Origin of the sequence: Pseudoalteromonas sp., assembly GCF_041629635.1 — a bacterium.
In the GTDB taxonomy this organism is placed as follows: Bacteria; Pseudomonadota; Gammaproteobacteria; order Enterobacterales; family Alteromonadaceae; genus Pseudoalteromonas.
In genome coordinates this window covers 35,029-49,416 of the sequence record NZ_JBFKMX010000014.1, presented here as the reverse complement: position 1 = coordinate 49,416, position 14,388 = coordinate 35,029, and the positions used below count along the sequence as shown (strand labels likewise).

Sequence of the window (14,388 nt, the reverse complement as noted above, 5' to 3'; positions counted from 1 at the left end):
CCAAATGAATTAAAAATTGACGACGTAAAAGTACATGGATGTGAAAGCAACGTATGGTTATATATCGATTTTGATGAAAGTGAAGAACGTTTAGTTGTCAGTGCCGATTCAGATACGCGTATTGTTAAAGGGCTTATATTTATTATTTGCTCAATGGTTAATGGACTGACAATTGATGAATTTAAACGAATAAATATTCAATCTGAGTTTGAATCTCTTGGGCTTATTCAACATTTAAGCCCAAGTAGAGGTAATGGAATTCTAGCAATTGCTCAAAAAATTTCTGATTTTGCAATACAAAATAGTTAGTGTTACCAAGTAAACTAAATATATTGTATGCAATTGTTATAATTTAAATGTATAGCTAACAATCAAAGTTTCTATACTTGATTGTTACGCTCACATTTCTCTAGGTATTTTTTCACACTTCTTGCAGCAGCAAAGAACGCAAAACTGCCAGTTACCATGGTAAGTGAGCCAAAGCCCGTCTGGCAATCCATATTCATATTACCGTCAGCGCCCGCTTTTGCATGGCAAACTGAGCCATCAGTGGATGGATACACAAGTTGTTCTTCTGAATAGATACAATCAACACTGAACTTTCGTTTTGGGTTATTTGAAAAGTTATATTGTTTACGCAATAAATAACGTACTTTTGCAAGCAAAGGATCTTGCTTGGTTTTAGCTACGTCCCCTATTCTGATTTGACTTGGGTCGATTTGACCACCTGCGCCACCAATAGTAATTATAGGTAATTTATTTCGCTTACAATGAGCAATGAGTGCCGCTTTTACTTTCACTTGATCAATACAATCAATTACATAATCGAAGTTTTGAATATGCTCTTTGATATTTTCAAGCGTCAGGAAATCATCAACAATACTTACCTTACAGTCTGGATTAATTTCACTAATTCTACTCGCCATTGCATCGACTTTTGCATCTCCAATTGTTGAAGATAGCGCATGAATTTGTCTATTTACATTGGTAACACAGATATCATCTAAATCAATTAACGTTATATTACCAATGCCAGTACGTGCTAAGCTTTCTGCAACCCAACTGCCAACACCACCGATACCAATAACGCAAAAATGTGCGTTTAAAAGTAGCGCTTGTTGTTTAACGCCATATAAACGTGCGATGCCGCCAAAGCGATTCTGATATGACTCTGTCATAAGTGTTCCATTTATCTTAATTAAAAACGTGCCATGGCTGTTGCCATTGTTGAATCAGGGAAATTACTTCAGGCTGTTGATATAACCCAGTTTTTGGCATATTTAAAAACGAATAATCAGTGCCTTTAAAATTAAACTTTAGTGCAAATGCATGAAGGTAACCGCGCTCACTTGCATCTGCTCCATAGCGTTCATCACCTAATATCGGCACTGCTAAACTTTTATGAACTACACGCAATTGATGCGTTTTACCTGTGATTGGTTGTAATAAATACAAACGTAGTCCAGGTGAAATTAAACATGAAACAAAACGCGTAATTGATGGGTTTTCTGTGGTTTTTTGTAACTTATAGCAACCGCGACGTGATTTAACTAAGTCTCCTTTTACCCAACCTTGTTTTTTTGTCGGTTTACCTTTGGCAATCGAAACATAGTATTTACTAATATTACCTTGCTGCTTTTGACTAAACATCTCACCAAATTCAGTGGCTGCTTTTTTATTTCGCGCCATTAAAACAAGGCCTGATGTCATTTTATCAAGGCGGTGAACGGGAAAAAGAGATTCGTTTACTTGCTGTTCAAAGCTTGCAAAAAACCCTACTCCCTCTTCACTATGAAAACTAACGTTATGCGGTTTTTCAACAACATAAAAATCTTCACAGCTGTAAATTATATTAAGTACCATTGCTTACTTAGCTAGAAACGCATTCACTTTTGCTAAATCTTCTGGCGTATCAACACCTGGTTGCGGTGCGATTACAGCTGTTTGTACTTTAATTTTTTTGCCATGATAAAGTACGCGTAATTGCTCAAGTGATTCAATTTGCTCAAGAGGAGACACCTCAAGTGAAATATATTCTTTTATAAACCCAGCACGGTAAGCATAAATACCAATGTGACGTTGATAAAAATCCCCTATTTCAGAAATTGCATCTTTACCAAGAAAACGATTTCGGTCATATGGAATGGTTGCACGTGAAAAGTAAATTGCGTTATTTTGATTATCTGCAACCACTTTAACTGCATTCGGGTTTAAGGCTTCTTCTACATCCGTAATTGCGACACTTAATGTCGCCATCGGTGCACTATCTGATGCTAATAGCCTCGCTACTTGTGAAATATTTTCAGGTGGAATTAATGGCTCATCACCTTGTACATTTACAACAATGGTATCTTCTGAAAGTGCTAATTTTTCGACTACTTCAGCTAAACGTTCTGTACCTGAATCATGGTCTTCTCGAGTCATCAAAGCCTCACCACCAAACTTGGTTACAACATCGAATATCGCTGGGTGATCTGTTGCCACAATAACGCGCTGAGCGCCTGAGGCTAGTGCTTTTTTATAAACGTGTTGTACCATAGGTTTACCTTGAATATCCGCAAGGGGTTTAGCAGGCAAACGACTCGATGCATAACGCGCGGGAATAACGACTACGAATTCCACTTTTCAACCTCTTCAAGTGTTAATTCACGCGCTTCTTCTTCTAATAACACCGGAATATCATCGCGTACTGGATAAGCAAGCTTTGCTTGAGTACTAATAAGTTCTAGATTTTCTTTATCAAACTTAAGATGACCTTTAGTTACTGGGCAGGCAATAATTTCAAGTAATTTAGTATCAAATGCCATGGTTATGGATCCCTTTGTCGTTTAATAACTGCCCAAGTTTGTTGAGCAATTGTTGTGTTGGTTGTGCTGATACTTTTAAGTAGTACCAATTTGATTTTGCAAATGCCTGACATTTTACAGCGTCTTTTTCAGTCATTAACAATGGACCTGTTAGCATTGCAAAGTCAGTATCTTGATAATTATGATGATCTTTAAATATATGATGACCGAGCACCTTAATATTCATTTCATCAACTGTTTTCTCAAAGCGCGATGGGTTACCAATGGCACTAATCAAGGTTAACGGCTCGTTGAAATCGGTAATTTCTTTTTGATCTTTCACTCGGTATACACCATCAACAACGAGGGTATACCCAATATTGCACGTATCACCGTTATATATTGTTAGGTCAACATGTTTTAGCCTGGAACATGGCTCTCTTAAAGGGCCCACAGGTAAAACTAATTTGTTACCAAAGCGTCTACTAGCATCAACAATACATAACTCAATAGCTCTTGGCATTTGGTAATGTTGTAAACCATCATCGGCAATAATGACATCTAATGAATACTTGTTGTTTAAAAATGCAATACTTTCATTTCTTTTTGGATAAACCACAACGGGTACTTTACACCTAAGGGCAATCAGTTTTGGTTCATCGCCACATTGCTCTGCGCTAACATTCTCATCAACTAACAAGGGTTTAGATTGAACTTCACCACCATAGCCTCGTGAAATTACCGCAACACGCAGGCCCAGCTTTTTTAAATGTTCAACAAGAAACACTGTGAAAGGTGTTTTACCCGTACCGCCAACTGCAATGTTGCCAACAACTATCACTTTGGGCTTATCACTTTGGTTTTGTAGTTTACGCTGAGTATAAAAACGGTATTTAGCAACCAAGTAAAACAGCGCGCTAAGAGGAAATAGCAACCATGTAATGCCGAATTTGCTGTACCAACTGCGTTCAACTAGCTTCATTAATCATTTGCCTGCATTTTTTGAAGCGCTAAATAAGCTCCTTGCTTCTCAAGTAACTCAGTATGCGAGCCCGACTCGATTATTTGGCCTTTATCCAAAACATAAATAACATCAGAATTCTCTATCGTTGATAAACGATGCGCAATAACAATCGAAGTGCGGCCTTTCATTAAGTCGTTTAACGCATGTTGAATTAATTTTTCTGACTCAGTATCAAGTGCTGATGTAGCTTCGTCTAAAATTAAAATTGGCGCATTTTTAAGAAGTGCACGTGCAATTGCAATGCGTTGACGTTGACCACCTGATAGCATTACGCCATCTTCGCCGACAATGGTTTGTAAACCTTCTGGTAAATCTTTAACAAATTCCCAAACATGTGATTGATCAACAATTTTTTGTAGTTTTTCCGAAGTGATCTCACCTTTAAAACCGTAAGTAATGTTGTTCTCAATCGTATCGTTGAATAACACAACTTGTTGCGACACGATGGCAAATTGTTCGCGCAACCAAGTTAAATCAAAGCTATTTAGCGATAGACCATCAAGTTTAATATCACCACTCGTATAGGTATCGTAAAAACGAGGTAATAAGTTAGAAAGTGTTGATTTACCAGAACCCGAGCGGCCAACTAATGCAACGGATTGCCCAGGTTTAATATCCATCGACAGTTCGTTTAGAATATTGCGCTCTGTATTTGGGTAGGCAAACGACAAATTCTCAATGGTGATATGACCATCACATTTTTCCAGCGTTTTTGAGCCTGTATCTATTTCGTTATCTAAATCTAAAATATCAAAAATACTTTTTGCTGCAGCGATACCGCGCTGCAATTCTACATTTACGTTTGATAGCTGTTTTAAAGGGCGCAACATCATCATCATTGCAGTTAACAAGCTAACAAACGCACCTGTAGAAATTGGTTCAACAAGGTTGAAGCCAATTGCGGCCAACACCATTGCTATTGCTGATGCTGCAATAATTTGAATACTGGCAACACTCAGTGCTTTTGTCGCATCCATCTTTACACGTTGTTGACGGTTACGGTTATTTACATCAGCAAAACGTTGCTGTTCAATTTCTTGACCACCAAATGAATGAATAACTTTATGCCCTTTTACCATTTGCTCAGACGCGCGGGTTACGCCACCCATTGCATCTTGAATGCGTTTTGCAATAACGCGAAACCGCTTAGAAACAACTGATACAATAACAGCTACAACCGGTACAACTAGAATAAATAACAATGATAATTGCCAGCTTGCCACTAACATATTAATTACCAAGAAAACAACAAATGCGCCTTCTCTTACTATGGTGATTAAGGCTTTTGTTATCGCTGTTTGTACTTGCTCTGCATCAAAAGTGATCTTTGAGATTAGCTCTCCAGTTGAATGCTGATCGTGAAATGACACCGGTAAATGAAGTAATTTAGCAAATAATTCTTTGCGAATGGCCATCACCACGTGTGAGCCCACATTTGCTAAGCAATAGCTTGAGACAAAGTTAAATAGCCCACGGAAAAGTACCAACAGAATAACGACTACTGGTGCCCATTTCATGACTTCTTGATTCTTAGCGGTTAACCCTTGTTCAATAAATGGATCCATCAAATATACAAAAAGACCATCCATTGCGGCATAGCCCAGCATACCTATTATGGCAAAAGTAGCAGCAAGTTTATGGGGCTTTACATAGGTTAATAAGCGTTTGTAATATTCTGATGAGGTCGACATGAGTGAAACTTAAGTTGATTTGTGCTTATTGTATAGCGCCTATTGGTAAAACCCAAGTCGAACCGAGTGTTAATCGACTAGAAACCAATAATTTTTTAGCTGTTTTTGCGAACTAACTGCGTAGTTTGTATCTGTTACACTTACTTTGATTGCACCATGGTATGTGGCTAACTGTTTTATATTATTTGAAGCATAACGCTCAACCACTTTTAGCGAAGGGAATTTCCAACGATTATATGCATTTACTGAATGTAACACCCAGGACGGATTAGTATGCTTTATAAACGCGTCAGTTGACGAGCTGTTACTTCCATGATGTGGTGAAATAAGCACATCAATATCAGCAATTCTTCTATCATTTAAAAGAGCCTGTTCTCTTTTCTTCTCTATATCCCCTGTTAACAACAACTTAAAATGTTTATAAGTAACTAAAACTACACAGGAATTATTATTGTCAGATTTAAACATTGAGTTTTTCGAAATTGATTCAAATGTGATATTACTTAACCAGTTAGCCTTAAAGCTACATGCTTTGCCATAGCCACTGATGGTAGATAATTTGCCATTTTCAATAATATGGGTTAAACCGCCACTGTGATCATTATCATCATGGCTTATCACTGTACGCATCAATCTAAGATTATTGATTCTTAATGTTGGCAAAATCACACTTTTTACATAACTATAATCACTGTATTTTGCGCCGACATCATATAAAACAGCTTGGTTATTGTAACTTAACAGCACTGCCAATCCATGACCTACATCTAATACCCTGATCACCAATTGCTCTTGGTTAAAACTTGCTTGTGATAAGTAAAACACCATTAATGGCAGTGTTAAATAAAGTGAATAACTGGTGTAAAGCAAAAGTAGACTACTTATCAGCAGCAAAACTGTTAGTTGCCAACTGATACTCGGCAAATTTAGCCAAGAGCCAATATCATTAAATTCATTAATGCTAGCCACAATCAGAGCAAGTAGTGGTTCAAGTAAGAGTATAAATAAATCTGTTTGCAATAGTGCTGATAGTAACGAAACCAATAAGATGCCCGGCATGAGCACAACAGAGAAAAAAGGAATGGCAATTAAATTTACAAACAAACTATAAATGCTAAAACCATTAAAAAAAAACACCGTAACTGGTATTAACGTTATTGTAATAGCAACTTGAACAACGAAAAATTTAGCTAAGTAAGACCTAATTTTAAATTTTTTGATTAAATCGAGCGAAAGAAGAATACTTAACACCGCAGCAAACGAAAAATAAAAACCAACAGTTAACGGCACAAATGGGTTAAAAATAAATACACAAAGTAACGCAAACATAAGCGCTCGATAGCCAATGTATGCTCGATTTATTTGCCAGCAGATGCAAAAAGCACAAAGCATTATAAAGGCACGTTGCGCTGAAGTGGCATAATTAGAAAAGTGTAAATATAAAGCACAAGATAGAATACCTACTAAAAGTGGTAATACCTTTAAACGATTAAATTTATTAAAAAGCAGACAGCAAACCCTAATAATCCAATAACTAAAAGCAAACACAATCGTCATATGTAACCCTGAAACGGCAAATAAGTGTGAAATGCCTAACTGTCTTGATATATGTTTAAAGTCTCTTGGCATTTTGCTGGTATCGCCAAATAAAACAGCTGAGTAAAGCCAAGAATATTCTGAGAAGTTTAAAAATCGCGCTCTTTGCTTGTTATCTTCGCGAGTTACTTTAAATAGACTGTTATTGCTAATGCTGCCTTTATATTTTATGCCGTGATAAAAATTATAAAGACGGCGATCAAAAATTCCCTCATTTACGACGGGCACAATGGGTTTTAATTTAGCACGTGTTGTAATTGTATCCCCTATTCTCACAGTGTTTTTATCGAAACTCTGTTTGGTTAAATAAAGTTGTAGTGTAAGTTTTTTGTATTTAGCTATTTTTTCTGTGCCTAAAACAGCTGGTTTGACACTCAGCCGATAGGTATATAAATAGTCATCAATACGCTCAACTTTACCTTTAATTAGCTGTTTTTGCTGTAATTCGATGTAACTCAAGTGAGTATCATATGCGCAGTGGTAGTAGATAATTGGATATGCCAAACCGAATAAAAGCGCACTTATAACAACAATCTTTGTCTTAAGATTAGATATTGTTAATACACCCACTAGTACAACCAGTGTAATTGTTAAAAAAAAGACTGGCGTATTGAGTAAAAATAGCGACAATATGCAGCCTAGAACAAAGCATGCAATGCTTTGCCAAAAAGGAAGATGTATACCGCGATGCCAAAAAAGACGATCCAAAAGTTGTTACCAGATCACAACAAGATTAAGCAAAACAAAACGCTTAGTATTTTTGGTGACGTATTACATGATGCAAATTTATGGCATTTAAATAGACGTTCTGCACGTGGTGCATTCGCTGTGGGCTTATTTTGGGCATTTATTCCGGTTCCTTTTCAAATGCTGCTTAGTGCTGCAATTGCAATTCCATTTCGCGTTAATTTGCCGCTCTCGGTTGCTTTAGTGTGGATCACTAACCCTTTAACTATGGCACCAATTTTTTATTTTAACTATTTAGTTGGTTATTTGGTGCTAGGTCAGCAAAAACAAGATTTTACTTTTGAAGCCAATTGGCAATGGTTTATCGACAGTTTATCCAGTATTGGACCTGCATTTATGGTAGGCAGTTTGGTATGTGCCGCTGCTGCATCTGCTATCGGGTATTTCGGTATTGATTACCTTTGGCGCTATTCAGTGCTAAAACAATGGAAAGCTCGTAATAATAAAAAATAAATTTTTAGTACTTTTAAAATCAAAAAAAACCTCACAAATTTGTGAGGTTTTTTTATGCTATTTGAAAAATCGTCTTCTTATTGCCACAAGCGGAAGAAGTAATAAGCCAATCAAGCCTGTAGAAGCGCCTTGACGCTCATAGGTTTCTTTTTCTTTTGGTGGACATGGTTCTGCTACACCATTTGGGTTATAAGTAAGTTTTACAGCAACAACAATACTTTCTTGTTTAACTTTACCAGTGCTATCTACTACCACATTACCTTGTGCATCACGTTTATCTACAGTTTTAGTAGCTGTTCCAAAAATAGTGCCATCATTGTTGATCCCCATTGCTTCTGCCACTACATACGGATATGTTGTTTCTCCATCACTGGCATAACAAGGCAGTAAATCATTTAGATTAGTAAATGATTCTGTATTAATGTTGTAAATAAAGCCTTCACGACGACGTCTTGCTGATGATGTTGTTTCAACTTCAGCTTGACCGACAATTAAACCATTGTCATTGATATCATTTGCTACTGCGGAACTACTTTTGAAGAAATCTTTTGGAAAACGAGTTTCTCCAGAGGATATATCATGATAGAAAAATTTACTGCGATCTGTACCTTCTATTCGTTCAATTGCATAACCAGTGATAATATTTGAGTTATTAATGGCTAAAGCACGACCACCAGGACGATAGTTTTCTTCATCAATAAATTCGATAACACTTCCATCTTTGTAATACACTGGATAAAGCGTAATGTTATCGCCATCACGATAACGCACTACAGAGTAACCCACCGCAATATCATTTGAATTAACAGCAAGCGCAGAGCTTACCCAAGCATCTTTTTGCTCATCTTCATCAGGAATAATACCTATACCTAAATCAATGGTATCTATAACATTAAAGTCATTATCAAGGACCCATTTCGTAGCGTGACGATTATATAGGGCAGAACTCGAGGATGTCACGTAGCTTTCATAGCAAATCTCAAGGGGAAGTTGCTTACCATCACAGCGTTCCTCTAACCTATCTAATGCATCAGATGCAATACTTACTGAAGATTCACCGACTACTTCATAGCCACTCGCAACCTTTTGAATGGCTGTTGCGATAGAAATCCCCCCGTACATTTGCTCAATTGGCATAAGATCTACACGTCCACCTTCAGCAGTAATTACAAATGCGCGGCGAGTAAAATCTCGTTGGTAATGGATTTCAGTTTGTGTCTGCCCGTCAGGGGTAAACTCTACTTTCGTATAAGGGGCAGAGCCCCAACCTACTTTGACGCCATCTTCGGAAATTGCAGTGTATATATTTTCAACAGATCGGGTTAAACCATCATAATCAGTATGCTCAACATCAAAAAATACATTTTCTGTTGTGGGATTATTAAATTCAATAGCAACATTATATTCTAAGCTTTGATTCGCCGAAATTTTCTGAAGTTGACTATCTGTGTAATATTCTTTCAGGAAATCTTGTAAAAACTGCTGTGCATCCCCATTAATCGTGCCATTTTGGATATCTTCTAAAGTAAAAGTGATCTCCTGATCTATGTTTTCAAAATCGCGCTTGCGTGCATCGTAATAATTTTTTATGCGCGAATCATCAAAATCCAGTTCAGCAATATCAATTGTAATATCAAACACTCCTTGGGCCATACCAATTGCTTGACCGGCTTCATTCATATCAGTTACAAATGCGTGCTTTGCGTAACTAAGGTTACCAAGTTCTTCTAAAACATATGGAGTAGCGCCTTGAACCTGAGGCGTGATTGCAGCAAAAACTGCCGCTGCAAGTAATTTATATTTCATTTTTATTCCTACTACTGATCCTGTAACTGTTCCAATTCTTCCCAACGCATAAAAGCGGTTTCAAGCTTCGACTCTGCTTGTTGTAATTGGTTCAAGGTTTTCTGAGTTTGCTCACTATCTTGCTTAAAAAAATCTGGAGAATTAACAACTTCCTGAAGTTCTTCAACTTCTTGTTCAAGCGATTCTAATAAAGCCGGTAGCTCTTCGAGTTCTCGTTTTAATTTGTATGATAACTTGCCTGATTTTTTTGCTAAAGGCTTATCGCTGATTTTTTTGTCGTTTTCTGTGTCATTTTGTTTTTGTTCAGTTGCATTTCTTTCAGCAAGTAACGCAGCATAATTTTGAAAGTCTTGATAACCACCAACAACTTCAACTACTTTACCGTCACCCAAAAAGCCCCAAACAGTGCTACATGTATTATCAATAAATTCACGGTCGTGACTCACAACCAATACAGTACCTTGATAATTCGCTAAAATTTCTTCGAGAAGCTCAAGCGTTTCAACATCAAGGTCATTGGTTGGTTCATCGAGCACTAATATGTTACTAGGCTTTAAGAACAGTTTGGCAAGTAAAAGACGGTTCTTCTCACCACCAGACAGAGATTTAACCGGCGAGCGAGCGCGTGCAGGTGGAAATAGGAAGTCTTGTAAATATCCAAGCACATGTCGGCTACGACCACCAATATTGACTTCTTGCTTACCGTCAGCAACGTTGTCTTGCACGCTTGCTTCTTCATCAAGTACGGCACGATATTGATCAAAGTAAGCAACTTCCAGGTTAACACCTTGTTTTACTTTGCCTGAATCTAGTGACAATTCACCAAATAAAATTTTAAGCAAGGTAGTTTTACCTACGCCATTTGGCCCTACTAAACCAATACGATCGCCTCTCATAACTAATGTTGAGAAGTCTTTCACAATTGGTTTGTTTGTAAATCCTTGGCTAATACCCTTAGCTTCAAATACTAGCTTGCCTGAACGCTGTGCACTTTCAATGTTAAAGTCTGCTTTTCCTTGACGTTCTACCCTTGCTTTTCGCTCAACACGGAGCTGTTTAAGTGCACGCACTCGACCTTCATTACGCGTTCGACGGGCTTTAATGCCCTGACGGATCCACGCTTCTTCTTCAGCGAGTTTTTTATCAAACAAAGCATTTTGGCTTTCTTCAACCTTTAATGCATGCTCTTTTTGTTCTAAGTACTTTTCATAATTGCCAGGGTAAGAAACTAGCTTACCGCGGTCTAAATCAAGAATACGTGTCGCCATAGAACGAATAAAGGCACGATCGTGAGAAATAAATACAATTGCGCCACTAAATTCTCTTAGAAACTTTTCTAACCATTCAATGCTGGCAACATCTAAGTGGTTGGTAGGCTCATCAAGTAATAATAAATCAGGTTCACCTACTAATGCTTTAGCAAGTGCCACTTTACGAAGCCAACCACCTGAAAGCGATGTTAAATCGCTATTAGGGTCAAGTTCTAGTTGACTTAATACTTGATTAATTTGCGTTTCAAAACGCCAGCCGTCGTTAGCTTCTAACTGCGAAGACAAACGTTCAAACTGTTTTAGCACTTTCTCGCTATTGTCATGACTTAACTTGGCACTTACTTCATGGTATTCAATCAGTAACGATGCAATATGAGGTAAACCATTGGCAACATAATCAAAAACAGTGCCGTTTGCACCTTTAGGTGGGTCTTGCTCAAGGCGCGCTATTTTCAATCCACTTAAACGGTTAATTTCTCCGTCATCAAGTTGAATTTGGCTATCAAGTACTTTAAGCAAACTTGATTTACCCGCACCATTTCGACCTACGATACATACTCGCTCACCACTTTCGATGAGCATGTCGGCGTTATTGAGTAAAGGATGAGTGCCGAACGCCAGCTGGGCACCTGTAATTCTTATTAAATCCATGCTTACTTATTATTTAAAATGTCTTCAAGAGTAAACGGCCAAAATAATTTAGTTCCTGTGTTAAATTGTGCAACAGGAATGTTTGTTTGGTATTCAGCCATCAGCGCTTCGCTTTCTACAATGTCAATCAAGTTAACATTTTCTTCAAGGCCTGCTTGTATTAATAAATCAAAGGCCTGCTCACATAAATGACAGCCATCAGTATGATAAAGCGTGATGTTAGGCATTACGAATTAACCATGCATTATGAATTTGTTTATTGCGTTTAAAGTCAGGAGAAAGTGTTTTTTCACTAATATTTTCAGCAATAAGACCTAAATCGAGTAAACCTTCTTCATTCATCGTAAAACTGCGCTTATTATTCGAAAATAACAAAGTACCATTTGGTGCAAGTATACGTTTTACCCAGGTGAACAATTTAATGTGATCGCGCTGAACATCAAATTCTTTTTTCATTCGTTTTGAATTTGAAAACGTTGGCGGATCCAAAAAGATAAAATCAAATTGACCTTTTGCTTGTTCAAGCCACGCTAAGCAATCCGCTTGTTCAAAGTGATAACGTGGACTGTTTAAATTATTTAAAGCAAAGTTTTCACGTCCCCACTTTAAGTAGGTATTGCTCATATCAACACTGGTAACTGACTTTGCGCCACCAACTGCAGCGTGTGTTGATGCGCTGCAGGTATATGCGAATAAATTTAGTACACGTAAGTCTTTGCAATTTTGTTGAATATAACGTCTTGCCAAACGGTGATCTAAAAATAAACCTGTATCTAAGTAATCGTGTAAATTAACTTTAAATTTCACACCATACTCTTCAACTGTCATATTATTTTTAGATTTATCGGTACGCTGTGCTTTTTGATACTGCGCGCTACCCTTTTGCTGTTTACGCTGCTTGACCACAATATTACTTGGTGCAATATCAAGCGTTTGTGCACTTAAATATATTACATCTTGTAAGCGTTTTTCCGCGGTTACTTCATCAATGGTTTTAGGCGGTGCATATTCATAAATAACTAAGTATTCGTTATACACATCAACTGCAACATTGTATTCAGGAATATCTGCATCATACAAACGGTAACAACTAACCCCCTCTTTTTTAAGCCATGATTTTAGGCCTTGTTTGTTTTTCTTAAGGCGGTTTGCAAAAGCCATTGAACCATCATAGTTAAGCTTTGTTTCGCGCGATTGTTCGGTGTTTTTCTCATCTAAATCATAAAGATTTAATACACAATCTAACGGACCGTTTTTAAGTTTGTATTGCTTTTTCTTTGCAAGTTTCAGAAGCGCTAATAGACTAATATCGGTAGCAAAAAGCGCTAAATGCCAATATTTAAAATGCTTTTTAAAGGCATCGCCTAAATGGCGATATAAATTTACCAGCTCAGCTTTTTCACCTAAACGTTCACCATAAGGTAGGTTTGATAAAACCACACCTGGCTGTTTTGCTACCGCCGTTAATTTATTAGCATCCGCTTGTTTTAGCTGAATAAATTTTGCAAACGGCAAATGTTCAATATTTTGGCGTGCTTTATCTAACACACGTCCATCAATGTCATTACCAATTAGGTAAAGCTTTTGGGTGGTTTGTTTATCTTTTAATTGTTGTTTCAATTCTTTAAATTTTAATGGGCGAAATCCAGGAAGTGATTGAAATGCAAACTCTTTTCGATAAAGACCCGGTGCAATATTCCACGCCATCATTGCCGCTTCAATTAAAAGCGTTGCAGAACCACAACAGGGATCAAACAGTGGGCGTGATGTATCTTCTAACCAACCAGAGCGGTTAACCAAAGCCGCTGCTAAGTGCTCTTTAATAGGGGCTTCACCTTGATATGGACGGTATCCGCGACGAGAAAGACCTGGTCCCGAGTAATCTATATAAAGGGCACATTTTTCTTTATTTAAACGCCCTACTACTCGCACATCAGGAGATGTTTTCGAAATATTTGGTCTTTGTTGATGACTGGCAAAAAAACTATCTACAATTGCGTCTTTCACTACTAAAGTTGAAAACTGCGTATTTTTTAATTCGCGATTTGTACCATTAAAGTCAATTGCAAGTGTTTGGCTAGGGCCAAAATATTCTTGCCAATCAAATTGTTTTGCAAAACCATACAGGTCATCTTTAGTATTAATCTGATCAGATTCACATAGCAACATCATTACACGGGTTGCGTAACGGCTAACAAGACACAATGTTTGAGCTTGTAAATTTGACGCATTAAAACGAATCGAACCAACCGTTTGTTTGGTTATTTCGGCGCCTATGTCTTGAATTTCAGTAGCGAGTAAGTTTTCAACACCAATCGACGTTAGTGCAATAAAAGATAGTGAATTGCTCAAAGCAAAAACCC

Annotated in this window: 13 protein-coding genes; 2 read left to right on the top strand and 11 right to left on the bottom strand. The window is 37.4% G+C overall.

Features of this window, described 5'->3' with window-relative positions:
• On the top strand, positions 1–309 hold a 309-nt coding region (locus ABYD77_RS03875), incomplete at its 5' end, for a SufE family protein (protein WP_372767175.1).
• Between the two features lie 71 nt (positions 310–380).
• On the opposite strand, the gene tcdA is transcribed toward ABYD77_RS03875, so the two are convergent.
• The 7 genes from tcdA to ABYD77_RS03840 all read right to left on the bottom strand — a co-directional run bounded on the left by tcdA (position 381) and on the right by ABYD77_RS03840 (position 7,805).
• Positions 381–1,178, bottom strand: a complete 798-nt coding sequence (gene tcdA, locus ABYD77_RS03870) for a tRNA cyclic N6-threonylcarbamoyladenosine(37) synthase TcdA (RefSeq protein ID WP_372767173.1) — start codon at positions 1,176–1,178, stop codon at positions 381–383.
• A 16-nt stretch (positions 1,179–1,194) separates the two neighbouring features.
• Complete coding sequence (locus ABYD77_RS03865) at positions 1,195–1,863, bottom strand: pseudouridine synthase (protein ID WP_372767171.1); 669 nt, start codon at positions 1,861–1,863, stop codon at positions 1,195–1,197.
• Positions 1,864–1,866: 3 nt separating this feature from the next.
• A complete protein-coding gene (gene kdsB / locus ABYD77_RS03860) occupies positions 1,867–2,622 on the bottom strand; it encodes a 3-deoxy-manno-octulosonate cytidylyltransferase (RefSeq protein WP_372767169.1) in 756 nt (251 codons plus the stop codon).
• Positions 2,610–2,807 (bottom strand): Trm112 family protein, encoded by a 198-nt coding sequence (locus tag ABYD77_RS03855; protein WP_372767167.1) that lies wholly within the window; start codon positions 2,805–2,807, stop codon positions 2,610–2,612. Before ABYD77_RS03855 ends, kdsB begins: the two co-directional genes overlap by 13 nt.
• Positions 2,797–3,768 (bottom strand): tetraacyldisaccharide 4'-kinase, encoded by a 972-nt coding sequence (lpxK, locus tag ABYD77_RS03850; RefSeq protein ID WP_372767165.1) that lies wholly within the window; start codon positions 3,766–3,768, stop codon positions 2,797–2,799. Before lpxK ends, ABYD77_RS03855 begins: the two co-directional genes overlap by 11 nt.
• Positions 3,768–5,501 carry a lipid A export permease/ATP-binding protein MsbA gene (gene msbA, locus ABYD77_RS03845; protein ID WP_372767163.1) on the bottom strand — a complete coding sequence of 578 codons (1,734 nt, stop codon included), beginning with the start codon at positions 5,499–5,501 and terminating at the stop codon, positions 3,768–3,770. Before msbA ends, lpxK begins: the two co-directional genes overlap by 1 nt.
• 69 nt (positions 5,502–5,570) lie before the next feature.
• Positions 5,571–7,805 carry a DNA internalization-related competence protein ComEC/Rec2 gene (locus ABYD77_RS03840; protein ID WP_372767161.1) on the bottom strand — a complete coding sequence of 745 codons (2,235 nt, stop codon included), beginning with the start codon at positions 7,803–7,805 and terminating at the stop codon, positions 5,571–5,573.
• Between ABYD77_RS03840 and ABYD77_RS03835 the strand changes: the two genes are divergently transcribed.
• Positions 7,785–8,297, top strand: coding sequence for a DUF2062 domain-containing protein (locus tag ABYD77_RS03835; RefSeq protein ID WP_372767159.1), 513 nt, complete (start codon positions 7,785–7,787; stop codon positions 8,295–8,297). The two genes, ABYD77_RS03840 and ABYD77_RS03835, sit on opposite strands and share 21 nt — an antisense overlap.
• 57 nt (positions 8,298–8,354) lie before the next feature.
• On the opposite strand, the gene ABYD77_RS03830 is transcribed toward ABYD77_RS03835, so the two are convergent.
• The 4 genes from ABYD77_RS03830 to rlmKL are packed head-to-tail and all read right to left on the bottom strand — an operon-like array spanning position 8,355 to position 14,377.
• Positions 8,355–10,103: a DUF3466 family protein gene (locus tag ABYD77_RS03830; protein ID WP_372767157.1), complete on the bottom strand. Its 1,749-nt coding sequence runs from the start codon at positions 10,101–10,103 to the stop codon at positions 8,355–8,357.
• An 11-nt stretch (positions 10,104–10,114) separates the two neighbouring features.
• Positions 10,115–12,025 (bottom strand): ABC transporter ATP-binding protein, encoded by a 1,911-nt coding sequence (locus ABYD77_RS03825; protein WP_372767155.1) that lies wholly within the window; start codon positions 12,023–12,025, stop codon positions 10,115–10,117.
• A 2-nt stretch (positions 12,026–12,027) separates the two neighbouring features.
• Positions 12,028–12,252 carry a glutaredoxin family protein gene (locus ABYD77_RS03820; RefSeq protein ID WP_372767153.1) on the bottom strand — a complete coding sequence of 75 codons (225 nt, stop codon included), beginning with the start codon at positions 12,250–12,252 and terminating at the stop codon, positions 12,028–12,030.
• Positions 12,245–14,377, bottom strand: coding sequence for a bifunctional 23S rRNA (guanine(2069)-N(7))-methyltransferase RlmK/23S rRNA (guanine(2445)-N(2))-methyltransferase RlmL (rlmKL, locus tag ABYD77_RS03815; RefSeq protein ID WP_372767151.1), 2,133 nt, complete (start codon positions 14,375–14,377; stop codon positions 12,245–12,247). Before rlmKL ends, ABYD77_RS03820 begins: the two co-directional genes overlap by 8 nt.
• Positions 14,378–14,388: the final 11 nt, after the last annotated feature.